18 protein-coding genes are annotated in these 24,920 nt (G+C 62.2%); 5 read left to right on the top strand and 13 right to left on the bottom strand.

From position 1 onward, the window contains the following. Position 1: 1 nt before the first annotated feature. Genes AC13EY_RS05405 through AC13EY_RS05385 form a run of 5 tightly spaced genes read right to left on the bottom strand, consistent with a single transcriptional unit; the run spans position 2 to position 4,983 of the window. Positions 2-2,137 carry a type IV pilus secretin PilQ gene (locus AC13EY_RS05405; protein ID WP_228245560.1) on the bottom strand — a complete coding sequence of 712 codons (2,136 nt, stop codon included), beginning with the start codon at positions 2,135-2,137 and terminating at the stop codon, positions 2-4. Between the two features lie 56 nt (positions 2,138-2,193). Next, positions 2,194-2,706: a type 4a pilus biogenesis lipoprotein PilP gene (gene pilP / locus AC13EY_RS05400; protein WP_228245571.1), complete on the bottom strand. Its 513-nt coding sequence runs from the start codon at positions 2,704-2,706 to the stop codon at positions 2,194-2,196. A gap of 14 nt (positions 2,707-2,720) precedes the next feature. Next, on the bottom strand, positions 2,721-3,344 hold the full coding sequence (locus tag AC13EY_RS05395) for a type IV pilus inner membrane component PilO (protein ID WP_088277117.1): 624 nt from the start codon (positions 3,342-3,344) through the stop codon (positions 2,721-2,723). Beyond that, positions 3,341-3,919 carry a PilN domain-containing protein gene (locus tag AC13EY_RS05390; RefSeq protein ID WP_482876570.1) on the bottom strand — a complete coding sequence of 193 codons (579 nt, stop codon included), beginning with the start codon at positions 3,917-3,919 and terminating at the stop codon, positions 3,341-3,343. The genes AC13EY_RS05395 and AC13EY_RS05390 overlap by 4 nt, the downstream gene beginning before the upstream one ends. After that, positions 3,919-4,983 carry a pilus assembly protein PilM gene (locus tag AC13EY_RS05385; RefSeq protein ID WP_228245562.1) on the bottom strand — a complete coding sequence of 355 codons (1,065 nt, stop codon included), beginning with the start codon at positions 4,981-4,983 and terminating at the stop codon, positions 3,919-3,921. The genes AC13EY_RS05390 and AC13EY_RS05385 overlap by 1 nt, the downstream gene beginning before the upstream one ends. 184 nt (positions 4,984-5,167) lie before the next feature. On the opposite strand from AC13EY_RS05385, the gene AC13EY_RS05380 reads away from it, so the two are divergent. Next, positions 5,168-7,567, top strand: coding sequence for a penicillin-binding protein 1A (locus tag AC13EY_RS05380; RefSeq protein ID WP_482876568.1), 2,400 nt, complete (start codon positions 5,168-5,170; stop codon positions 7,565-7,567). Here the strand turns inward: AC13EY_RS05380 and AC13EY_RS05375 are convergent. After that, positions 7,522-8,472 carry a LysR family transcriptional regulator gene (locus AC13EY_RS05375; protein ID WP_228247636.1) on the bottom strand — a complete coding sequence of 317 codons (951 nt, stop codon included), beginning with the start codon at positions 8,470-8,472 and terminating at the stop codon, positions 7,522-7,524. The genes AC13EY_RS05380 and AC13EY_RS05375 overlap by 46 nt on opposite strands. A 154-nt stretch (positions 8,473-8,626) precedes the next feature. Here AC13EY_RS05375 and AC13EY_RS05370 point away from each other — a divergent pair, with 154 nt between their 5' ends. Further along, the gene (locus AC13EY_RS05370; RefSeq protein ID WP_228247637.1) at positions 8,627-10,327 is read left to right on the top strand and encodes an AMP-binding protein; all 1,701 of its coding nucleotides are present in this window, start codon (positions 8,627-8,629) and stop codon (positions 10,325-10,327) included. Between the two features lie 3 nt (positions 10,328-10,330). Next, complete coding sequence (locus AC13EY_RS05365) at positions 10,331-13,615, top strand: carboxyl transferase domain-containing protein (RefSeq protein WP_228247638.1); 3,285 nt, start codon at positions 10,331-10,333, stop codon at positions 13,613-13,615. Here the strand turns inward: AC13EY_RS05365 and cydC are convergent, their stop codons facing one another. The 7 genes from cydC to AC13EY_RS05330 form a co-directional block, all read right to left on the bottom strand. Further along, entirely contained in the window at positions 13,616-15,250 is a 1,635-nt protein-coding gene (cydC, locus tag AC13EY_RS05360; RefSeq protein WP_228247639.1) for a thiol reductant ABC exporter subunit CydC, read from the bottom strand. It abuts the gene before it with no gap. Beyond that, positions 15,243-16,973 (bottom strand): thiol reductant ABC exporter subunit CydD, encoded by a 1,731-nt coding sequence (gene cydD / locus AC13EY_RS05355; RefSeq protein ID WP_335600705.1) that lies wholly within the window; start codon positions 16,971-16,973, stop codon positions 15,243-15,245. Before cydD ends, cydC begins: the two co-directional genes overlap by 8 nt. Then, complete coding sequence (gene cydX / locus AC13EY_RS05350; RefSeq protein WP_083728321.1) at positions 16,945-17,058, bottom strand: cytochrome bd-I oxidase subunit CydX; 114 nt, start codon at positions 17,056-17,058, stop codon at positions 16,945-16,947. The genes cydD and cydX overlap by 29 nt, the downstream gene beginning before the upstream one ends. A 15-nt stretch (positions 17,059-17,073) precedes the next feature. Then, on the bottom strand, positions 17,074-18,213 hold the full coding sequence (gene cydB, locus AC13EY_RS05345) for a cytochrome d ubiquinol oxidase subunit II (protein ID WP_228247643.1): 1,140 nt from the start codon (positions 18,211-18,213) through the stop codon (positions 17,074-17,076). Continuing rightward, on the bottom strand, positions 18,213-19,769 hold the full coding sequence (locus AC13EY_RS05340; protein ID WP_228247641.1) for a cytochrome ubiquinol oxidase subunit I: 1,557 nt from the start codon (positions 19,767-19,769) through the stop codon (positions 18,213-18,215). The genes cydB and AC13EY_RS05340 overlap by 1 nt, the downstream gene beginning before the upstream one ends. Before the next feature lie 180 nt (positions 19,770-19,949). Further along, positions 19,950-20,657, bottom strand: coding sequence for an LrgB family protein (locus tag AC13EY_RS05335; RefSeq protein WP_228247644.1), 708 nt, complete (start codon positions 20,655-20,657; stop codon positions 19,950-19,952). A gap of 11 nt (positions 20,658-20,668) precedes the next feature. Continuing rightward, on the bottom strand, positions 20,669-21,028 hold the full coding sequence (locus tag AC13EY_RS05330) for a CidA/LrgA family protein (RefSeq protein ID WP_088277139.1): 360 nt from the start codon (positions 21,026-21,028) through the stop codon (positions 20,669-20,671). Between the two features lie 185 nt (positions 21,029-21,213). Here AC13EY_RS05330 and AC13EY_RS05325 point away from each other — a divergent pair, with 185 nt between their 5' ends. Together AC13EY_RS05325 and AC13EY_RS05320 are read left to right on the top strand one after the other, a co-directional pair. Then, a complete protein-coding gene (locus tag AC13EY_RS05325; RefSeq protein ID WP_228247642.1) occupies positions 21,214-23,739 on the top strand; it encodes a bifunctional diguanylate cyclase/phosphodiesterase in 2,526 nt (841 codons plus the stop codon). A 157-nt stretch (positions 23,740-23,896) separates the two neighbouring features. After that, entirely contained in the window at positions 23,897-24,670 is a 774-nt protein-coding gene (locus AC13EY_RS05320; RefSeq protein WP_410172336.1) for an outer membrane protein OmpK, read from the top strand. The last annotated feature ends 250 nt before the right edge of the window (positions 24,671-24,920 follow it).

Here is a 24,920-nt window from a genome sequence, read left to right as displayed (position 1 = left end):
ATTACCTGGCCAGCGTGATGGCACCGTTGTTGATGATCCGCGGCGTCAGGAAAATCAGCAGCTCGGTCTTGCTCTCTGCCGTTACGTCACGACGGAACATCCGACCGAGCAACGGCAGATCACCAAGGAAAGGTACCTTTTCCTGAGCACTGGAGGTCTCGCTCTGGAATACGCCACCGATCACGATAGTTTCACCGTCGGCAACCAGGATATTGGCATTGACCTCATTCTTGCGAATGCTCGGCACCCCATTCACCTGGTTGGAGAAGTCCGGCTCATCCTTGGTCACGATAACTTCCATGATCACCTGGTTGTCCGGAGTGATCTGGGGGGTCACTTCCAGCGACAGCACTGCATCGGCAAAGGACGTCGTGGTTGCACCGCTGGAGCTGGCTTGCTGATACGGAATTTCCGAACCTTTCAGGATCTTTGCCGTTTCCTTGTCGGAGGTCACCACTTTCGGCTGGGAAATCACCTCACCGTTACCGGTGCTCTCCATCGCGGACAGTTGCAGATCCAGAATGGTGTTGTCGGTAATAAAGCCGATGCCGATCCCCGAGGTGGAGCCCACTACGCCCATATCGACGAACGGCGAGTTTGCCGGGCGCTCCGGTACACCGTAATAGCCACCAGAGGTAGTATCCGGGGGCAGAAAGTCCGGCGCGTCAACGATGTCGGTCTGGCCGTCCTTACCGAAAGCGGAGAAGTTGCCACCCAGATTGAACGCGCCACCCCAGCGCACGCCCAGCGCCTTGTCGAAGCCGACGTTGGCCTCAACAATCCGGGCTTCGATCATGACCTGACGAACCGGAATGTCCAGCTGAGTCACGATGCGGCGCAGCTCGTCCAGCTTTTGCTGGGTTTCCAGCGCGATGATGCTGTTGGTACGCTCATCAACCGTCAGCGACCCCCTTTGAGAGTCGGCGTCAGCTGCCGTCACTGAGGCAAACAGCTTGGCAATATCCGCCGCCTTGGCGTAATTGACCTGAATCAGCTCGCGACGCAGCGGTGCCAGCTCGGCAATCTGCTTCTGCGCCTCCAGCTCCTGACGCTCGCGTGCAGCGATCTCGTCTGCCGGCGCTACCAGCAACACATTACCCACCTGACGCTTATCCAGACCTTTGGTCTTGAGCACCAGATCCAGCGCCTGATCCCATGGCACGTTCTGCAGGCGCAGCGTGATGCTGCCCTGAACGGTATCGCTGGCTACCAGGTTCAGGTCGGTGAAGTCGGCAATCAACTGCAGCACCGAGCGCACTTCGATATCCTGGAAGTTCAGCGACAGCTTCTCACCGGTATAGGTGAACGCATCAGCACGACGCTGCTCCACCTCGGCACGGGTCAGCGGCTTGAAGCTGACGGTCAGGCGATTGTCAGCCTGATACACCAGATGCTCGTAATAGCCGGTCGGCTCAATCACGATAGACGCATTGTCGCCGCTGCCACTGGCATTAACGAAGTTCACCGGCGTGGCGAAGTCCTTGACGTCCAGCTGAACACGCAGCTCGTCAGGCAGGCGGGTATTTGGGAAGTTGAGCTTGACGCGACCGCCCTGCTCCTCCACGTCGACCCGGATAGTCGGATCACTCAAGTCAATGACGACATTACCGGAGCCGTCACTGCCACGCTGAAAGTCCAGGCTGGTGATAGCGCGACCACTGACGACCGGACTGGATACCGCCGGCTCGTTGTCCGTGCGCCAGTTATTGTTGGTGGCCACCGGAGTGGCGGCGGCCGTGGTTGCCGGCGCTGCCGCTGCCGTTGCACCAACCATCACGTACAGGTCATTGCCTTCGGCGCGGGTGGTGTAGGGCGCCAGGCTGGTCAAATTGATGATCAGGCGGGTACGGTCACCGGCCTCAACGACGGTCACGCTCCGGGCATTACCCAGACCGAGTTCGCGGCTGCGCTCACCAAGCTTGTTCTTGACGCCTGGCAGGTCCAGCGCGATCCGCGCCGGCTGGTCGATGGTGTAACCCTTCGGCGAGCCGGTGACAGGCTCGTCGAAGCTCAGTTTGAGCTCTACCCGATCCCCCGGCAGAGAAGCGACATCCATACGTTGCAGATCAGCCGCAAGGGCCAACGGACTCAGCAGTGACATTACTGCTGCGAGCGGAAAAATTCTGGTCAGAGACATTTGCTTGCGTTCCACGCGTGACTGTTTGCAGTTCATGTTTTCTCTCCCTGGTTGTCCTACCCGCGCTCAGCAAGGCTGAGGGTGCGCGGTCGCTCCAACCACCCGCCTTCTCCGTCCGGCACGATTTCAACTACATCAACGCGATTTTCTTCGATCCCGGTGACACGTCCATGATTACGCCCGAGGTAATCGCCAATTCTGACCCGATGCACACTGCCGGCACCCGAGATGAGCGCCTGCATTCCCTCGGCGTTACTGATGGTACCGACCATCTGGAAACTCTCGATGTTGAACCCTTCAAGGAACTGCTTGACGCGGTTTTCGTCAGGCTTGATGTCCTGAGACCCTTTTTGCCGCTGCGACAGATCAATCTTGATCGGCGGCTGGAAGGGGCTGCGCAGGGACGCTGCGCTGTAGGTGAAGGCCTCATAGGGTTCAAAGCGTGGCAACGGCTCGATCTTGCCCGCAGGACGCGCGCGCACATCGTCCATGAATTTCTGCAGATCGGAAAAATCGTTACTGCCACAGCCACTGAGCGAAAACGCCGCCAGCAGCGTCAATCCGGTCATTCGCCAGGTCAAGTTCATTGCTGACCTCCGGCATCATTGTAGCGGTAGGTTTTCGCGACGATATTCATCGCCAGCAAATCAGGGTTGTTCCCGCTGACCGGTTTGATAGTGAAGTCACCGAGCGTCACGATCCGCGGCAGGCCGGCAACACCGCTGACGAAGGTCGCCAGATCATGGTAGCTGCCACGAACCACGATATTGATCGGCAGTTCAACATAGAACTGCTTGGCCTGCTCGGGACGCAGGGTGATCGACTCGAACTCCAGGCCGCTGTTCAGCCCCATCTGGGTAATGTCTTCGAGCAAACCGGGAACTTCGCTGTCCTTGGGCAGCTGCTTGAGGAGACCGCTGAAGCGCTCCTCGATTTCAGCCAGTTGCTCCTTATAGGCTTCAAGGTTCGCGGCGCGGAACGACTTGTCCTCGAACTCCTTGCGCAGAGCCACTTCCTGAGCCTGAACACGCTCCAGCCCTACTCTCAGATCCTTCAGATGGAACTGGTAGCCCGCCGCCAGCAGCGCGATGAACACCAGCACGCAGACGATGACCTTGAGCGCTCCCGGCCAGGAGCCAATATTGTTGAAGTCAAGATCGTTTAAATCGATCTTCTTCAGACTTTCCATGGATTGAGCGAAACTCATTGCTGCTGCTCTCCCTCAGCGGCACCGACTCTGGGCTCGGTTTGTTTTACGGTCAACTCAAACACGTTGGCCTGATCCAGAGCACCCGAGGTAACCGCCTTGACGGCAGTCAGATTCGGAGCGGTCAGCCAGTCAGACGCATCCAGCTGACGCATCAGATTGGACACTCGGCTGTTGGACTCTGCCCCACCCTTGATGGAAATGGCACTGCCCTTCATTCCAACATCGGTGAAATGGACTCCATCGGGCAGCGTACGCGCCAACTCATCAAAGACACGAACAATGATGGGCCGTTTGCCCTGCAGATCCTGAATAATCTTCATCCGATCCAGCAACTGGGCGCGACGCGCCTGCAACTGTTCGATTTCCTTGATACGCCGCTCAAGCTGGGCAATTTCGCTCTTGATAAAGGCATTGCGTGCGTTCTGATTCTCGATCTGCCCATTGACGTAGCGGTCAGCCAAAAACACCAGCGCCCCTGCAAACAGGACAACCAGTGCCAGAATGGTCAGAAATTCCTTTTTTCGCTCTTCCCTCAGCTGCTCGCGCCAAGGCAACAGGTTAATGCGAGCCATCAGTCAAAACTCCTCATTGCCAGACCACACGCAATCATCAGGGCGGGCGCGTCATTGCTCAGGGCAACCGCATCAACCTTGTTTGACAGGGTCATGTTTGCAAAGGGGTTGGCAACCAGAGTGGTGGTACCAATTTTCTGCTGTACCAACTGATCCAGCCCTGGAATCGAAGCGGTACCACCGGCGAGCAAGATGTAGTCGACGTCGTTGTATTGCCCGCCGGCAAAGAAGAACTGCAGCGATCGAGATACCTGCTGCACCACTGCATCCTTGAAGGGACCCAGCACCTCGACTTCGTAATCGTCGGGAAGACCGCCCTGCTTCTTGGCCAGCCCGGCCTCGTCCTGGGACAAGCCGTAACGGCGCTGAATCTCATCCGTCAGTTGCTTGCCGCCAAACAGCTGCTCGCGGGTATAAATGGTGCGACCACCACTGAGCACACTCAGGGTCATCATGGTTGCACCGATGTCGATCACCGCGATGGTCAGGTCATCGTTGCCCGCATCCAACTGCCCGATAACAAGCTCGCAGGCACGCTCCATCGCGTAAGCCTCGACCTCGACAATCTTGGCGGTCAGACCGGCAAGTGCCAGTGCGGCTTCGCGGATATCGACGTTTTCACGGCGACAGGCAGCGAGCAACACTTCTTCTCTGGCGGGATTTCGGGGGGAAACGCCCTGGACTTCGAAGTCTATGGCAACCTCGTCCAGCGGGTAGGGGATGTACTGGTCGGCTTCGATCTTGATCTGTTCTTCCATCTCGTCAGGATCAAGCCCGGCATCCATCTCGATCACCTTGGTGATCACCGCGGATCCGGCTACCGCCACTGCGGCCTGCCTGAGCGACGATTTCGATCGCGCCAGAACCTTCTCCAGCGCCTGTCCGACGCCTTCGAGTTCGACAATGTTCTTCTCCACTACCGAAGCGGGAGGGAGAGGTTCGACCGCGTAGGCCTCGACCTTGTAGCGGCCACCGGAGCGGCTGAGTTCGAGCAGCTTCACGGTGGTGGAGCTGATGTCGATGCCCAGCAGCGTATTCGCTTTTTTCTTGAAGAGCCCTAGCACAGCCAATTTCCTATCAGCATCCGACACTTACGGACGGTTTATGTTTTCCTACATTAAATAACAGGACTTGTACAAGCGCAAATGGCTAAAACAAAAAAAATACGCTTATAATGCAGACTGTTATCCCGTTCTCGTTTAGCAATCCTGCTAACGTTCTAATTAATCAGGGAATTCCGCATCCCTTATGCGATTGCTGAAGTTTCTATTCTGGTCAGTTCTTGCGCTAGTATGCGCTCCAGCCATGGTGCTCAGCGGCGTCGCGCTCTATCTGAGCCCCTCGCTGCCTGACGTCGAGACCCTTCGAGACGTCGAACTGCAGACTCCGTTGCGGATATATAGCACAGATAATCGACTGATTGCAGAGTTCGGCGAAATGCGCCGTTTCCCGATCAGTTACGAGCAGATTCCACCGGCCTTCGTCCACGCCCTGCTTGCTGCAGAAGATGACAACTTCCTGAATCACCATGGCGTCGACCCAATGGGCCTGCTGCGCGCTGCCGCAGAGCTTGCGCAGACCGGTCACATCCAGACCGGCGGCAGCACAATCACCATGCAGGTCGCCAAGAATTACTTCCTGTCGAGCAAGCGCGTGTTCTCGCGCAAGCTGAACGAAATCCTGCTGGCTCTGCAAATCGAGCGCAATCTCAGCAAGCAGGAGATTTTCGAGTTATATGTGAACAAGATCTACCTTGGCAACCGCGCCTACGGGATCGAAGCCGCCGCGCAGGTGTATTACGGCAAATCCATTAATGAGTTACCCCTGGCGGATCTGGCCATGATCGCCGGCCTGCCAAAGGCGCCTTCGCGCTACAACCCGATTGCCAACCCGGAACGCACCAAGGTGCGTCGAGACTGGATTCTCGACCGCATGCTGACGCTTGGCTATATCGACGAAGCGAGTTATCGAGAAGCCGTTGCGACGCCAATTACCGCACGCAATCACGGCGCCAACCCTGAAATGGAAGCACCCTATATTGCCGAGATGGCCCGCCTTGAGATGGTCGAGCGCTACGGCAACGAGGCCTACACCCAAGGCTTCAACGTCTACACCACCGTCGACAGTCGACTACAGGAAATGGCCAACAGCGCCCTGCGTGACGGCCTGCAGGAGTATGACCGCCGCCACGGTTACCGTGGCCCTGAGTCGCGCAACCCCGAGATCACACTGGAGCAGGGCCTGGCCATGCTCGAAGGCTACCGCAGCATGGGCGGACTGGAGCCGGCGCTGGTTTCGGCAGTGAACAGCGACAATGTCGAGATTCGCCTGCGCCGCGAGCAGACGGGGATCATCGCCTGGGAGAACATGAACTGGGCACGCCCCTACCTCAGCGCCAACAGCATGGGGCCGCGTCCGGGCAAACCCGCCGACGTGCTCAAACCGGGTGACATCATCCGGGTCAGCCGCCTCGAAGGTGACCAGTTCCGCCTGGCGCAAATCCCGCAGGCGCAGAGCGCACTGGTGGTGCTGGGCCCGCAGGACGGCGCAATCAAGGCACTGATCGGCGGTTTCTCGTTCCTGCAGAGCAACTATAACCGGGTTACCCAGGCACGCCGGCAGCCCGGCTCCAGTTTCAAGCCATTCCTGTACTGCGCGGCACTGGATAACGGCTACAACCCGGCCAGCCTGGTCAACGATGCGCCGCTGATCTTTGTTGACGACTATCTGGACTCGATCTGGCGCCCGCAGAACTCGGGCGGTGATTTCCTCGGCCCGATCCGCCTGCGCGAGGCGCTGTATCGTTCTCGCAACCTGGTTTCCATTCGCCTGATGCAGGATCTGGGCGTCGACAAGGCACTGACCTATATCGAGCGTTTCGGCTTCAGCCGTGAGGAGCTGCCTCGCAACCTGTCTGCCTCACTCGGTACCTCCGAGCTGACGCCACTGCAGATTGCCCAGAGTTATACCGCCTTTGCCAATGGCGGCTATGCGGTCAAACCCTACCTGGTTGAGCGCATCGAAGACCGTTACGGCAATCTGATCGACTACGCTCGACCGGCGGTAACGCCCGAGCTGACCGAGGAGCAAACCGCTCGCCTGCAAAGCTATGCAGAACGCCAGGAAACCGAGACCGCAGAAGAGCCGGTCGCCGCGGAGCGCATCGTCGACGCGCGCACCATCTACCAGCTGAACAGCATGCTCCAGGACGTTGTGCGCCGCGGCACCGCCGTCCGTGCTCGGGCCCTGCAACGCAATGATCTGGCGGGCAAGACCGGAACCACCAACGACCAGAAGGATGCCTGGTTCTCCGGCTACAACCCCGATCTGGTGGCCACCGCCTGGGTCGGATTCGACCAGCCCGCGACGCTGGGGCGCCGCGAATACGGCGGTACCGCCGCGCTGCCGATCTGGATGCAGTTCATGGGCGCCGCGCTGGAAGGCGTCCCGGACCGGACCATCCCCATGCCGAGCGGGCTGGTAACGGCACGCATCGATCCCACTACCGGGCGCAGCGCGCCGCCCGGCAGCAGTGATGCCTTCCTGGAAATCTTCAAGCAGGAAGAGGCGCCGCCGCCCTACAGCGAATTGGAAATGGGTGGCTATAACAATGGCGACGGCAGCGTCTCACCGCTAGAGCTGTTCTGAGCCAACGCATGGACCTGGCGCCGCAACCAGCGGTTGACCGGGTCATGCTCCATGCCCTTGTGCCAGTAAAGCGTCAGACCAATCTCCGGTAGTGGTAACGGCATGTTCAGCAGCCGGTTGCCCAGCGGCCGGTTGATCAACTCGGCATGACGCCGCGACATGGTCAGCAGCAAGGGCGTCTGCGCCACCACCAGGCTCGCTGCCTGATAACTCTGGCACTGCTGCACCACATTGCGCATCAGCCCCAGATGCCCCAGTGCCAGATCCTCGTAGGACAGCCCACGCCGCCAGGACGCCACCGCGATATGCTCGGCGGCCATATAGCTGTCGGCCGTCAGCTCGCCCTCAAACTGCGGCCCGGCCACCACGCAGAGCGGCTCCTTGACCAGTTGCATCTGCCGCAGACTGGCGTCCGCCGGTCGCGCGATCTGCACAGCGAGGTCAATCCGTCCCGCGGCTAATTCCAGCTTCAGCTCAGACCAGCGCACACCCACGGTGCGCACCCGGCTGCGCGGCGCCAATTCACGCAACCGGGTCAGCAGCGGCGGAATCAGCACCGGCTCCAGTTGCTCCGGCAGGCTGATGGTGAAGGTGCGTGCATCCTCCTGCGGATCAAACTGCTGCAGATAGCCGAGGCTCTGCTGCAGCCGACTCAGACTATCGATAATCCCGGGCGCCAGCCGCATTGCCGCGGCGGTCGGGGTCACGCCCCTGCCCTCACGCACGAACAGCGGGTCGGAAAAGTGCTCTCGCAGCCGTGCCAGCGAGTGGCTGACCGCGGACTGGCTGACATGCAGCACCGCCGCCGCACGGGTCAGGTTGCGCTCGCGGTAAACCACCTCGAATACCCGAAACAGATTGAGATCAATCCGGGCCAATGATGGGGAATCATTCTTTTCACTCATCAACAAACACCTGCGCCATGGGCTATAGGCCCGAGATTACGCGCCTGCAGCCAAACCATGAATAGCAATCATGGTTCTGAATGAATATTGATCGCTTCTTATCCGCCTCGACAGCTCCTAAGCTTGAGCGATAACAACAGCAAGAGGCACGGACATGCACGAGCAGGACTATCTCGATACCCTCAAGGCGATTCAGGCCAAGGTCTGGCCGGCAGGCAAACCGACCAACCCCGTCTACCCACAGGGTGAACGACCGCTGACCGAATATCTCGCCCACTGGGCGCGCACCGCGCCGGACCGGGTTGCCGTGCATTTCTATGGTCACCAACTGACCTACGCCGAGCTGGATGACCTGAGCAACCGTTGCGCCGCCCTGTTGCAGGCCCAAGGTATCAAGCCGGGAGACCGGGTCGCGGTGTTCATGCCCAACTGCCCGCAGCTGCATATCGCTTTCTACGGCATTCTCAAGATGGGCGCGATCCACGCCCCGGTCAGCCCGATGGCCAAGGGCATGGAGCTGAGCTATCAGCTCGACGACTGTGGCGCCCGCGCCATCATCTGCTTCGACCAGTTGCTGCCGGTGGTACGAGAGATTCGCGAGCAGACCGCGCTGGAGCAGGTGTTCTCCACCAGCTTGTCCGAACTCTGCCCGGCCCAGCCGCCGATTCCGGTACCGGACCTGCTGCAGGCACCCAAACTGCCCGTCACCGACAGCATCGACCTGATGCCCGCACTGGCTGCCACAGATCCCGCTCCGCAGAACCTGCCCAGGCTGAATCTGGACGACACCGCCGCGCTCAACTACACCGGCGGCACCACCGGTCTGCCGAAGGGCTGCATTCATACCCACGGCGACATGCTCTACACCTGCGCCAGCTTTGTTCCGGTCGCCATGGGCTTTGACGAGGAGCGCATCGGCCTGAACTTCATGCCGGAATTCTGGATCGCCGGCGAGAACTCCGGCCTGCTGTTCCCCGTTTTCGCCGGCACCACGCTGGTGTTGCTGGCCCGCTGGGACGCGCTGACCTTTATGAGCGCCGTTCAGCACTATCGGGTTACCCAGACCGGTCTACTGGTCGACAGCGCCTCCGAGGTGCTCGATCACCCGCAGGTCAGCGAGTTCGACTTCAGCTCGCTCGAAACCACCAGCTGCGTCTCCTTTATCAAGAAGCTGACCCCGGAATACCGCCGCCGCTGGCGCGAGCTGACCGGCTGCACCCTGTTCGAAACCAGCTTCGGCATGACCGAAACCCACACCTGCGACACCTTTACCGCCGGCCTGCAGGACGATGACTTCGATCTGAAATCCGAGCCCACCTTCGTCGGCCTGCCGGTGCCCGGCACCGAGTTCAAGGTCTGCGACTTCGAGACCGGCGCGCTGCTGCCGCTGGGCAGCGAAGGCGAGCTGTGCCTGCGCAGTCCGTCGCTGCTCAAGGGCTACTGGAACAAACCCGACGCCAGCGCAGAAGCACTGCGCGACGGCGGCTGGCTGCATACCGGCGACAGCGGCGTGATAACCGAGCAGGGTTTTATCCGCTACCTCGGCCGGCGCAAGGAGATGCTCAAGGTCAATGGCATGAGCGTGTTTCCCAGCGAACTGGAAGCCATGCTCGGCCAGCACCCGGACATTCTCGCCTCAGCGGTCATCGGCAAGCCCGACCCGCAGCGCGGCCAGACGCCCCTTGCCTTCATCATCACCAAGCCCGGCAGCCACGCCAGCGCCGAGTCCCTGCGCGACTGGTGCAAACAGGCGATGGCGATCTACAAGGTGCCGGAGATTCGGCTGGTCGATACACTGCCGATGACCGCGACCGGCAAGGTCAAGAAACAGGAACTACAGGACTGGATCAACTAACCCATGGCATTCAACCGCATTCTCATCGCCAACCGTGGCGAAATCGCCATTCGTCTGGCCCGCGCCATCGCCGACTGTGACGCCACCAGCGTTGCCGTCTACGCCGAAGATGACGCCCAGTCACTGCACGTGCGCAGCGCCGATCAGGCTGTCGCCCTGCAGGGCCAGGGCGTTGCCGCCTATCTGGACGCCGCCCAGCTGATTCGCATCGCCAAGGAGCAAGACTGCGATGCGATCCACCCCGGTTACGGTTTCCTCAGCGAGAACGCCGACTTCGCCCGCGCATGCCAGCAGGCCGGCATCACCTTTATCGGCCCCGCGCCTGAGGTGCTCGACACCTTTGGCGACAAGGCCAGTGCGCGTCGACTGGCGCAGCAGCAGGGTGTGCCGCTGACACAGGGCACCAACGAGCCGACCACGCTGGAGCAGGCCCGCGACTTTATGCAGTCGCTGGGCGAGGGCGCCGCGGTGATGCTCAAGGCCCTGGCCGGCGGCGGCGGGCGCGGCATGCGCGCGGTTCATGATCTTGCCGAGCTGGACGACGCCTTCGCCCGCTGCAGTTCGGAGGCCACCGCCGCCTTTGGCCGTGGCGATCTGTATGTCGAACGGCTGATTCGCCGCGCCCGTCATATCGAGGTGCAGATCATTGGCGACGGCACTGAGGTTGCCCACGTCTGGGAGCGCGACTGCACCCTGCAGCGCCGCAACCAGAAGCTGCTGGAAGTGGCTCCGGCGCCAAGCCTTGATCCGGCGGTGCGCGAGCAACTGCACGCCGCCGCCTGCACCCTGACCCGCGCGGTTGGCTACCGCGGCCTGTGCACCGTCGAGTTTCTGCTTGATGAAGAACGCGGCGATTTTGTCTTTATGGAAGCCAACCCGCGCATTCAGGTCGAACACACGGTAACCGAAGCGGTGACCGGCCTGGATCTGGCGGTAACGCAGATTCAGCTCGCCGCCGGCAAGACGCTGGCCGAACTGGGCCTGACCCAAGCCGACATTCCCGCCGCCCGAGGCTTTGCCGTGCAGCTGCGCATCAATCTGGAAAGCATGGCCGCCGACGGCAGCACCCGACCAGCCGGTGGCACACTCAGCGCCTATCAGCCACCGAGCGGCCCGGGCATCCGCGTCGACGGTTACGGCTACGCCGGCTACACCACCAGCCCGCGCTACGACTCGCTGCTGGCCAAGCTGATCGTGCACGCAAACGGTGACTACCCGAACACCCTGCGCCGCGCCTACCGCGCGCTGTGCGAATTCCGTCTGGAAGGCGCCGCCAGCAACCTGCATCTGCTGCAGAACCTGCTGCAGCACCCGCAGGTACAAAGCAACTCGGTATCCACTGCCTTCATCGAAGCCGAGGCCGCCAGCCTGACAGCCGCCCACGCCAGCGCCCACCCGCACCGTTTCTTCCAAGGCAGCGCAAGTAGCGCCGCCGCCAGCAGCGCGCAGACCGACGCCCCGGCCGGCACCGAGCCACTGAACGCGCCGGTACAGGGCGTGCTGGTCAGCCTGGATGTACAGGTTGGCGACAGCGTCGCCGTCGGCCAGCAGGTCGCGATCATGGAAGCCATGAAGATGGAATTCGTGGTCAAGGCGACTCAGAGCGGCATCGTCCGCGCGTTGGCCGCCAGCCCCGGCGATAGCCTGTTCGAGGGTAGCGCCCTGCTCTATCTGGAGCCGGCCGAGGTCGCGGGCAACGCCCAGCAGGACGAAGAGACCGTCGCCATCGACCATATCCGCGCCGACCTGCAGGAAGTGCTGGAGCGCCGCGCCGAGCTGACCGACGAGCGCCGCCCGGAGGCCGTCGCCAAGCGCCGCAAGACCGGCCAGCGCACCGCCCGCGAGAACCTCGCCGACCTGCTCGACGACGGCAGCTTTATCGAGTACGGCGGCTTTGCCCTCGCCGCCCAGCGTTCACGCCGCACGCACGAAGAGCTGCTGAAGATGAGCCCGGCCGACGGCCTGATCAACGGCATCGGTACCGTCAACGCCGACAAGTTCGGCGAACACGCCGCCCGCTGCATGGCGCTGTCCTATGACTACACGGTGTTCGCCGGCACCCAGGGCGTCACCAACCACAAGAAGACCGACCGCATGCTCGAGCTGGCCGAGCAGTGGAAGCTGCCGCTGGTGTTCTTCACCGAAGGCGGCGGCGGCCGCCCCGGCGATATCGACAAGGTCGGCGTGGCCGGGCTGGACTGCACCACCTTCATGCGCATGGCGCGGCTGTCCGGCATGGTGCCCACCGTCGGCATCGTTTCCGGGCGCTGCTTCGCCGGTAACGCCGCGCTGCTGGGCTGTTGCGACGTGATTATCGCCACCGAGAACGCCACCATCGGCATGGCCGGGCCGGCGATGATCGAAGGCGGCGGTCTGGGCCGCTTTACCCCGGAGCAGGTTGGCCCGACCAGTATGCAGAGTCCGAACGGGGTAATCGACGTGCGGGTGCGCGATGAGGCTGAAGCCACCGCAGTGGCCAAACAGTACCTGTCCTACTTCCAGGGTGATCTGACGGACTGGGAAGCGGCGGACCAGCGCGAGCTGCGTCACCTGATTCCGGAAAACCGCCTGCGCGTGTATGACATCCGCAAGGTCATCGAAACCCTGGCCGACCGCGATTCGGTGCTGGAACTGCGCCGCGAGTTCGCGCCGGGGCTGATCACAGCGCTGATCCGTATCGAGGGCCGCGCCTTCGGCCTGATCGCCAACAACCCGATGCATCTCGGTGGCGCCATTGATGCCGTCTCCGGTGACAAGGCGGCGCGCTTCATGCAGCTGTGTCAGGCCCACGGCTTACCGATGGTTTCGCTGTGCGACACCCCCGGCTTTATGGTCGGCCCGGACGCCGAGCAGCAGGGCACCGTGCGCCACGTCTCGCGCATGTTCGTCACCGCCGCCAGCCTGAGCATCCCGTTCTTCACCGTGGTGCTGCGCAAGGGCTACGGCCTGGGCGCGCAGGCAATGGCGGCGGGCAGCTTCCACGCACCGATGTTCACCATCGGCTGGCCAAGCAGCGAATTTGGTGCGATGGGTCTGGAAGGCGCGGTGCGTCTGGGCTACTCGAAGGAACTGGCCGCCATAGAGAACGAGGGCGAGCGCCAGGCGACCTTCGAGAAACTGGTCGCCGAGCTGTACCAGCGCGGCAAGGGCATCAGCATGGCCAGCTTCCTCGAGATCGACGCCGTAATCGACCCGCTGGAAACCCGCGACTGGCTGATGCGTGGCCTGCACTCGGCTCCGGACGAGGCGCTGAAGAAGGGCACACGTCCGTTCGTCGACACCTGGTAATCAGCCAATACGCAGGTGGCGAGCCTCCGGAACCGCCACCTGCTGATGGCTGACTATTACGATAATGCCCTGCTCGCGCCGACGCAGCAGGGACGCCAGCACCCGCTCGCGGGTATCAAAATCCAGCCCGGCAAAGGGCTCATCCAGCAGCAGTAGCGGCCGTTTGGTCAGCAGCAGACGGGCCAGGGCAATACGCCGCGCCTGCCCACCGGAGACTTTGGCACCGAACTCGCCCAGCGTGGTGTTCAGGCCATGCTTGCGCCCGCGCACCCAGTCAGCCAGCGCGACATCGTCCAGCACCTGCCAGAGTGCCTCGTCACTGGCCTCGGGATCGGCCAGACGCAGATTCTGCGCCAGCGTCATGTCGAAGATATCCAGCTGCTGCGGCAGGTAACCGATCAGCTCACGCAGATTCCAGTGCTCAAAGCCCTGCCCGTTGATCAGCCGCTCCCCCGTGAACGCCAGCGGCTCGCCCGCCAGCACCTGCAGCAGGGTGCTCTTGCCGCCGCCAGACGGCCCCTCGATCAGCAGCACGTCGCCCTGTTGCAGGGCGATGGACACGTTTTCCGGGCCATTCAGCGCGCCGGGCATTCTGGCGCTCAGGCCAGACAGCACCAGGTTAAGTGGCTGCTCAGGCAGCGCGGTTGCGGTGCCGGCAAGGTCGGTCTCGGCGGCGGTCAGCTGATTCAACCGATCCCGCGCCGCCTGGCTGAAGCCCAGCGAAATAAAGCTCGCTGCCAGCGGCAGCAGGGCTTCGGCCAGCCCCATTACCGACAGCAAGGCGGCCAGCAGCCAGGGCACCGACAACGCCCCCTGCTGCAACAGCGCATGCCCCTGCCAGAGCACCGCAAGCAACGCCAGCGCCAGGCCCAGTTGCTGCCCCAGCGCCGTCAAACTGACCAATTTCTGCTGTCGCAGGCGCTGCTGCAGCCAGGCATCATCCTGCTGCAGAAATGCCGCCTGCTGATCGTCCCAGCGCTGCCACAGCAGCAGCGAGGTCAACAGTTGCAAGCGGTCGAGCAAAAATTCGCGGCGTTGTTCGGCCAGTTCGGCATCACGGCGGGCCAGGCGCGCAGCCAGCCGACCGCCGAGCATTGGCACCACCAGCCAGGCCAACAGCAGGCCCGGCAGCGCGGCAACCGCCAGCGAGCTGTCGAGCAGCGCCAGCCAGCCAAGCACCAGCAGTGTGAGCATGGAGGCCCAGAACCAGGGCGCGACAAAGCGCAGCGGGAAGAAGTCGAGCAGATCGATATCGGCTACCAGCCGGTGCATGGCAATCGCCGAGCGCGCCGCCGGAGTGAGCCGGCGCTGCCCTGCAACGCGGGCAAACAGGCGCGTACGCAGATCCTTGAGCAGGGCCAGTGCGGCGTTGTGCGAAGCCAGCCGTTCGGCGTAGCGGCCGGCAGTACGAACGATGGCGAAGAAGCGGATGATCGCCGCCGGACGAAAGTAGTCGAAACCGTAGGCCGCGACCGTCGCCAGCCCGGCCAGCGCCGCCGCGCTGATAAACCAGCCGGAGGTGGCCAGCAGGCCGATTGCCGACAACAGCGTCACCGCGCCGAGAAACAGCGCCAGACTCCACTGCCCGAGGCGGCTGCGCAGCAGGGTCCGCAGACGAATGGGTTGCTCAGACATCGGCAGCCTCCAGGCGTTGCTCAGACTGGCCGAGCGTCACCACCCGATCAGCCCAGTCCAGTCCCTGCAGATCGTGGCTGACCAGCAGCAGTGTGCGCCCCTGGCTCAGGCGCTCCAGTAGCGCATGGATCAACTCGGCGGTGTCCGCATCCAGGTGGGCCGTCGGCTCATCCAGCAGCCAGACCGGGGTATCGCGCAGCAGCAGCCGCGCCAGCGCCAGCCGGCTCAGCTGCCCGCCCGACAGCCCAAGCCCGCGCTCCCCCAGCTCGGTCTCCAGCCCCTTGGGCAGTTGGCGAATCAGCGGCCAGAGCGCGACCTGCTCCAGCGCCGCAATCAGCTCGGCGTCAGTGGCCGCGGGCGCGGCAAGGCGCAGATTATCGGCGATGCTGCCGTGCAGGATCGGTACCTGCTGGGCCAGATAACCAACGTGCCGCAGCCAGTCGGGTCGCGACAGATCCAGCAGCGAGCGACCATTGATCAACAACTCACCCTGCCAGGGCACAAAGCCCAGCAGCGCTTCGAGCAGGCTGGACTTGCCGCTGCCGCTTGCGCCCTGCAGCACCACCCGCTCGGCCGGCTGCACACGCAGATCGAGCGGCGCCAGGCGACCCTCAATTGCCAACTGATTGCACTCGATACGCGGCGCGGCGCTGAGCGTCACCGGCTCACGCCCCGGGTGCGCCCACACCTGCTGATTGAGCAGTGGCAGCAGCTCGGTCATCGCCCCTTCGGCTTCCGCCTTGGCGTGATAATCCGCGCCGAGCTGACGCAGCGGCGCATAGAACTCCGGCGCCAGCAGCAGAATGAACAGCGCGCCCAGATAGGGAACCGGAATTTCGCCCTTGGCCCAGGGCAAAATACCGAGCAGCCCCAGCCCCAGGTAGAGCGCCACCAGCGCGATCGCCAGCGAGGAAAACAACTCCAGGACAGCACCGGAGAGAAAGGCCATACGCAGCACCCGCATGGTGCCGGCGCGGTAGTGTTCGGCGGCGGTTTCCACTTCCGCTTCGGCGGCGGGCAACGCGCCCAGATGGCGCAGCGTCCAGCTGCCGCGCAGCAGGTCACTGAAGCGCCCGCTCATCCGCGCCAGCGCAACGAACTGGCGCTGACTGGCGGAGGCCGCGGCCTTGCCCAGCAAGATCATGAACACAGGCACCAGCGGCGCAGTCAGCAGCAACAGCACCGCTGCCAGCGGACTGAACACAGCGGTGCAGATGATCAGCAACACGGGGACCAGCAACACCAGCTGACGCTGCACCCGGTAACGGCTGATATAGCCGTCCAACGCCTCGACCTGCTCCAGCAAACGGCTGCCGAGTTCCGCGTCGGCGCCCAGTTGCGCCCGCGCAGGCCCCAGCGCCGCCAGACGCTGCAGCAAGGTGCGGCGCAACTCGCCGCGGGCGCGCAGGCTGGCCAATTGGCTGGCCTGCTCACGGCCGTACTGCAGCAGCGGACGCAGGATCAGACAGAGCGCCAGCCAGGGCAGCAGACTGCTCAGTAGCTGCGTCTGCGCCTCACCCAACCCGCCCTGCTGCCAGGCCACCAGCCAGCCGGAAAACAGCTGCGCCAGCAGCCAGCACTGCCAGACAAAAAGCCCCGCCGCCGCCAACGCGAACAGCAGGGCCAGATTGAGCAGGGAAGCCTGCGGTGCCAGCAGCCGGGTCAACCAGCCGCTGGCGGTAGGCGAATCAATCTCAGTCGACTTGATCTTCTTCACCGACATAGCCATTGAGTTCCAGCCACATGGCATTGACGATGCCAAAAGCACAGGCCAGCAGTACGCCGAGAATCCAGGTGAAATACCACATAGTCTTCTCCTTCCGTTAATACATGCTGTGAGTGTTGTCGCGGATGTGCTGCTCGTTCAGACGGCCGCGCATCACGAAGTAGCCCCAGGCGGTGTAGCCGAGAATCAGCGGCACAAACACACAGGCCACACAGAACATGATGAACAGCGTGGTTTCACTGGCGGTGGCATCCCACATGGTCAGACTGTGGTTGGGCATGCTCGAGGACGGCATCACGAAGGGGAACATGCTGATGCCGGTAGTGATCAGCACCATCGCCATCGCCAGCCCGGAGCTGACAAACGCCATCGCATGCGCCCGCGCCTTGCTGAACAGTGCGCAGAGCAGGAAGCAGATCACCCCAAGCGCCGGAACAGCCCACAGCAGCGGCGCCTTACCGTAGTTGATAAACCAGGCACCGGACATGATCTCGACGGTCTTCTCGACGGTCCGGTTGCCACCGTTGGTGTCGATCACGCTGGTGACGATATAGCCATCAATGCCAACCCACAGCCAGCCCCCGGCCATGACGAATACCACCGCACAGACCAGCGCCAGCAGCGAAGAGATCGCCTCGGCACGCGCCTTGATCTGCCCCTCGGTCTTGAGCTGCAGATAGGTCGCACCGTGGTTGACGATCATCAGCAGACTCAGCACCCCGGCCAGCAGCGCAAAGGGGTTGAGCAGCGCCCAGAAGCTGCCGGTGTACTCCAGCCGCAGCAGGTCGTCGAAATGGAATGGCACGCCCTGCAGCAGGTTGCCAAAGGCCACACCGAAGATCAGTGCAGGGATCGCCGAGCCGGCGGTCAGCGCCCAGTCCCAACGGCTGCGCCACAGCTCATTATCGATCTTCGAGCGGTATTCAAATGCCAGCGGGCGCAGGAACAACGCAAACAGGGTCAGCATCATGGCGATATAGAAGCCGCTGAAGGAGGCGGCATAGACCGTTGGCCAGGCCGCAAACAGCGCGCCACCAGCGGTCACCAGCCAGACCTGGTTGCCATCCCAGTGCGGCGCGATCGAGTTGATCATCACCCGGCGTTCATCGTTGCTCTTGCCAATGATCTTCAGCAGCGAGGCAACACCCATGTCAAACCCGTCGGTGACCACAAAGCCAATCAGCAGCACTCCGATCAGCACCCACCAGATAAACCGTAACGCTTCGTAATCCATGATCAGGCCTCCTGTGCTTCGGCAGTTTCCAGGTCATAACGACCGGTGTGCAGGCTCGACGGCCCCTTGCGCGCGTATTTGGTCATCAGCCAGATCTCGATGATCACGAAAATGCTGTAGAGCACGGCGATCGAAATCAGGGTAAACAGCACATCGCCCGGGCTCAGCTGCGAGACAGCCAGGTGGGTCGGCAGGATTTCACCGATAGCCCAGGGCTGACGGCCGTACTCGGCGACGAACCAGCCCATTTCACTGGCAATCCACGGCAGCGGCAGGCTGAACACGGCAAACTTGAGCAGCCATTTGGGCTTGTCGACGGTGCGGCGCGCGCTATGCCAGAAGGCGCAGGCGAACAGCAGCAGCATCAGGAAGCCGCAGGCAACCATGACCCGGAAACTCCAGAACAGCGGCCAGACCTTCGGCACGGTCGCCTCGACCGCGTTGGCGATTTCTTCCGGCGTCGCGTTCAAAACGTCATCGGTGTAGCCACTGAGCAGCAAACCAAAGCCCAGATCAACACGCACTTCGTTGAAGCGATCAACCGTGGCAGAGGACTTGTCTCCCGCGCGGATACGCTGCATCAGGTCATAGGCTTCCTGCCCGCGGATAATGCGCTGCAGGTTCTCTTCCTTGATCTGCTGCAGGCCCTTGACCTCTTCGCTGACCGAGCGGGTCGCAATCAGGCCGAGTACCGCCGGAATCTTCAGCGCATAATCGGTGCGTTGCGTTTCCTCGTTGGGGATGCCGAACAGGGTAAAGGACGCCGGCGGCACCTGGGTTTCCCACTCGGCTTCCACCGCTGCCAGCTTGACCTGCTGCACCTCACCGACTTCGTAACCGGACTCGTCACCCAGCACGATGACCGACAGCGCGCTGGCCAGGCCAAAGGCCGAGGCAATGGCGAAGCTGCGGCGGGCGAAGGCCAGGTCGCGGCCCTTGAGCAGATAGTAGCTGGAGATCGCCAGCACGAAGATCGAACCGGTTACATAGCCGGCCGAGACAGTGTGAACGAACTTGACCTGGGCCACCGGGTTGAGCAGCACCTCGGCAAAATTGGTCAGCTCCATGCGCATGGTTTCGATGTTGAACTCCGAGCCCACCGGGTGCTGCATCCAGCCGTTGGCAACCAGAATCCACAGCGCCGACAGGTTGGTACCCAGCGCCATCAGCCAGGTCACCGCCAAATGCTTGACCTTGCTCATGCGCTCCCAGCCGAAGAAGAACAGACCGAACAGGGTCGACTCAAGGAAGAACGCCATCAGCGCTTCGATCGCCAGCGGCGCACCGAAGATATCGCCGACGTAATGGGAGTAATAGGACCAGTTGGTGCCGAACTGGAATTCCATTGCCAGGCCGGTGGTAACCCCCAGGGCGAAGTTGATACCGAACAGCTTGCCCCAGAACTGGGTCATGTCACGGTAGATGGTCTTGCCGGTCATTACATAGACCGACTCCATGATCGCCAGCAAAAAAGCCATACCCAGCGTCAGAGGGACAAACAGGAAGTGAATCATCGCCGTCAGGGCGAACTGCATTCGGGAGAGCTCTACAATATCCATCTGCGTACTCCGCTCGGAGAAGTCATCGTCAGGCCAGTTCGGCACCGCAGGCAGGCCCGGTTATCCGAGCCTGCCGACACAGTGTGCCGCAATCACCGCTCCAGCGGCGATTGGGCGAATTGACGCACAGCAAACAGAACGCAGATTAGTCCAGAATGCAGCCGCCGGCCGGCGACTTGCCTACCACATCATCCAGATGGATACCGCCAGCGGCAGCAACAGGGCCGTTGCCGTGCCCATCAGACTCATTGCCAGGGCAGCGAAGGCACCGGCCTCCTCGCCTTCCTCCAGCGCCCGAGAGGTGCCAACCGCGTGGGCGGTGAGGCCCATCGCCATGCCCCAGGCTGCAGGATGATCGACTCCGCACCAGCGCAGCAGCATCGGGCCGAAAATCGCGCCCAGTACCCCGGTAAACATCACGAATACCGCTGCCAGCGCGGCAACACCGCCGATCTGTTCAGCTACCAGCATGGCGATCGGCGAGGTCACCGACTTGGGTGCCAGCGTCATCATGATCATGTCCTCGGCGCCCAGCGCCCAGGCCAGCACGATGGCCAGAACGGTCGCAAAGGTCCCACCCACCAGCAGGCAGGTAAGCACCGGCACCAGGTAGCTGCGAATACGCTTGAGGTTCATGTACAACGGCACGGCGAGCGCCACGGTTGCCGGCCCCAGCAGCACCAGCAACGGCTGCACCGCGTCACGGTAATGCGGGTAATCCTCACCGGCCAGCCAGATCGCCAGCACCAGCACCGGGGTCGAGACCAGTACCGGGTGAAACAGCGCCAGCCGGGTGCGCTGATAGAGCGCGAGGCCGAATTGATAAGCGGCCAGTGTCACTCCAACCCAGAACAGAGGATGGCCAAGAATCGCCTGCCAGGCCTGCATCAGCGTCCCGGTCACTGGCCGGCCCTCCGATCCTGTCGCTCGATCATCTTCTGCATCAGCCAGCCGCAGAACGGCAGGCTCAGCGCCAGCGACGCCCCCAGGGTCAGCAGAATCGCGGTAGCGTCCGCCAGGATTTCTGAGCCGTAGGCCATGATACCCACCGCCGGCGGCACCAGAATCAGCGGCAGATAGGTCAGCAGCCCGCTGGCCGCCAGGCTGATCGACTCGCTCACGCCGCCACGCAGGCTCAGATAGACCACCATCAGCAGCATGCCGATGATGGGTCCGGGGAGAAATGGCAACAAGAGGACATTAAGTCCGGTACCCAGCAGCTGGAAGAACACCAGCCAGGTCATTCCACGTAAGAGCATTGATTTGAATCCAGCAGGACAGACACCCCGAAAGGGTAAACACTCCGCTGCGCAGTGCCTAGTACCGTGCGGGCTAAAACGCCCTTTTCGGGCAAATACCGACATGGATCAATGGATAATCGACAAGCGCCTGATAAGGTGCGTCACTTATTTCCCACCCCCGGATCAGTTGTCGTACCGAGGCCATGCCGATACCCCTGCGCCACCTGTGGCTGTTTTCCAGCCGTCACGCCAGCCACCGCCAGGGCCTTCGTCGCTCGGCCCTGCTGCTGGGCACCCTGTGCCTGGCAATGCTGCTGGTCGCTGTCGTGCCGCTCCCGGGGCTACTCGGCCTGGCAGGCTACCTGCCGCTGCACATGCTGCTGGAGACGCTGGCGATCGTGGTCGCTGCGATGGTGTTCGCCATCAGCTGGGCCAGTTACCGGCGACTGCGGGCCGATACCCTGCTGAGCCTGGCCTGCGGTTTTGCCGGCGTGGCGATTCTCGATTTCAGCCACATGCTGTCATTCCAGGGCATGCCCGATTTCATTACTCCGGCGGACCCGGAAAAGGCGATCTCCTTCTGGCTGGCCGCCCGGGGGATGGCCGCCGGCACCCTGCTGTGGGTAGCACTGCGCCCATGGAAAGCCTCCGGCCAACCCTTTGAACGCTGGGCCATACTCGGCCTCAGCCTGTTCGCGGTTGCCGTGGTTCACATCACCGTTTTCGGCTATCAGGAACTGCTGCCTCGTACCTTTATCGAGGGCGTGGGTCTGACCCGGTTCAAGGTGGGCTGCGAGTACCTGCTGATTGCAGTTCACCTGCTCACCGCCGTGTGTTTCTGGCGCAGCATGCGCCGCCCGCAACCCTTCAACATTGCCGCGCTGTTCTGCGCATCGCTGCTGATGGCTCTGGGCGAGCTGTGCTTCACCCTCTACGCCAGCGTTACCGACCAGTTCAACCTGCTCGGGCACCTGATCAAGGTGATTGCCTACTGGCAGCTGTATCGGGGCATCTTCGTTGAGGCGGTCGAACAGCCCTACGATCAGTTGGCCCGCTCCCGCGCCCAGCTGCAGGCCACCTTCGACGCCATTCCGGACATGCTGTTCGAGCTGGATGAACAGGAGCGCGTAGTCAACTGCCACTCTTCGGCCGACGCTCGGTTGCAGGTAGACCCGGCCAGAGTTATCGGCAAATCGGTTGCAGACCTGCTGTCTGACGACACGCTGGAGCATTGTCGGCAGACGATGGCCAGCGCCAGCGCGCAGGGCTACGCCCAGAGCCAGCCCTTCCTGTTCGAGCAGGGCAGCCTGTCAATCTGGCTGCAGTTGTCGGTATCGGCGCGACGCAGCGGTCGCCACCTGACAGGGCATATCCTGCTGGTGCGCGACGTCAGCCAACTGAAACAGCAGGAAGAACGAATTCTCCATCTGGCCCATTTCGATACACTGACCGGCCTGCCCAATCGCACCCTGTTCCGCCAGCGAGTGACGCTGTCACTGGGTCTTGCCAGACGCCATCAGCAGTCGGTGGCGTTGCTGCTGATTGACCTTGACCACTTCAAACATATCAACGATACCCTTGGACACAACGCTGGCGATCAGTTGCTGTGTGCCGTCGCCGAACGGCTGCGTCCGCATCTGCGCAGCGAGGATACCCTGTCGCGCCAGGGCGGCGACGAGTTCATCATTGCGCTACCCGACATCGACGCCGATGGTGCGATGCACATGGCCACCCGATTGCTTGAAAGCCTGACGCAACCGCTGCATTTCGACCATCACGTCACTACCACCAGCGCCTCTATCGGCATTGCCCTGTACCCGAACGACAGCGACGATCTGGACTGTCTTATCCAGCACGCCGATGCCGCCATGTACCTGGCCAAGCAGCGCGGTCGCAACAACGTGCAGTTCTACACGGCCGATCTGCAGGCGCGCATGTCCCGCCTGATGGAGCTGGAAAATGCCCTGCGTACCGCAATCGATCGACACGAGCTGGCACTGCATTATCAGCCGCAGTGGGCACTGGTAGGCCAACGGCTGACCGGTTTTGAGGTGCTGCTGCGCTGGCAACATCCGGTACTGGGGCAGGTCTCTCCGGCCGAATTCATACCGGTCGCCGAAAGCAGCGGTCAGATCGGCCAGATTGGCGAATGGGTACTGCAGCAGGGCGTGGCTCAACTGGCGCGCTGGCGCGCGCAGGGCTTCACCTCGATTACCCTGGCAATCAATCTGTCGGCCGCGCAGTTCCGCCGCACCGATCTGGCCACCCAGGTGGCTGACCTGCTGCACCACCATCAGGTTCCGCCCGAACGCCTGGAGCTGGAGCTGACCGAAGGAACAGCCATGGAAGACCCGATGCAGGCGCGCCAGCAGCTGACCAGCCTGCATCGTCTGGGCGTCAGGCTGGCAATCGACGACTTTGGTACCGGCTTCTCCTCGCTGGCCCAGCTGCGCCACTTCCCGGTCGATACGCTGAAGATCGATCGCAGCTTCGTGCAGGACATCGATGTCGACCAGGGCAGCGCCGACATGGTGCGCAGCATCATCCAGATGGCCCACAACCTGGGCATCAGCACCCTGGCCGAAGGGGTAGAAACAGCCCGACAGCTGTCACTGCTGGAGCGTCTTGAGTGCGAGGCCATCCAGGGCTACCTGTGGGGCCGCCCCTTGACCTGTGCCGACGCGCAAAAACTGCTGATCAACCAGAGCCAGGCCGTCCTGACGCCCTGACAGACGGCGCGGCAAAATGTAGCAACATGCCCATGAACCGCTGCTTCCGGACGCGTTTTGCTATACCATGCGCGCCGGATTACCGGCCCAACCAAGCTGTGCATTACCGGGCCACTGCGTTACACCCACAATGCCAATACGAAATGGAGCAACATCCATGAACAGCCTGACCCGCGCCGCACTGGGTAGCACCCTGATGCTGGCCAGCAGCCTTGCACACGCCTATCCCCTGCTGTGGCAGAACAACAGCATTACCTATCTGTACGGCACCGACTTCCAGGTTGACCCTGACACCCAGCAAACCGTGACCTTCGAGCACGCCAGCGGCTGGACCAAGGGTGACCTGTTCGCCTTCTTCGACACCATCCACTACAACGGCGACACCAACTTCTACGAGCAGAACAGCAGCTACTACGGTGAAATCTCCCCGCGCCTGTCGCTGAGCAAGATCACCGGCCAGAGCTTTGCCTTCGGCCCGATCACCGACGTGCTGCTGGCCGGCACCTACGAGTTTGGCCGCAACGACGTTAAAAACTACCTGCTCGGCCCGGCCGTTGACCTGAGCATCCCCGGCTTCGACTACTTCCAGCTGAACACCTACTACCGTCATGCCGATACCGACGAAGGCGGCCGCGGCGTATGGCAGATCACGCCGGTCTGGGCCTACACAGTACCGGTGGGCAACTCCGACATCCTGATCGACGGCTTTATCGACTGGGTAGTCGATAACGACGGCGACAACTACCACGCCAACCTGCACATCAACCCGCAGGTCAAGTACGACCTGGGCAAGTCGCTGGGCTGGTCCGCCAAGCAGCTGTACACCGGTATCGAGTACGACTACTGGAAAAACAAGTACGGCATCCCGAACAGCCAAGGTAATGACACCAACCAGAGTGCGACCAACCTGATCGTCAAGTTCCACTTCTGATCAGGACATAAAAAAACCGCGGCCAAGGCTGCGGTTTTTTTATGCTTCCGGGAAGGTCGAGCTCCTGCTCGACCAACAGGCGATCTGCAACGCAGAGGCCGAGTTGGAACTCGATGAGATGGTCTCCTCCCTCTCCCTTCTACGGCGTCGATGCGCCAGGGGATAGATGCTATGCATCTACTGGAACCGAACGGAGACAGGAGGAGACCATGAACCAATCTATGACAATTGGCATCGACCTGGCAAAGCA

Source organism: Halopseudomonas sp. L-58, assembly GCF_056859475.1.
Note: the sequence above shows the minus strand (reverse complement) of the source record. Positions and strands in the feature narration are given on the sequence as shown.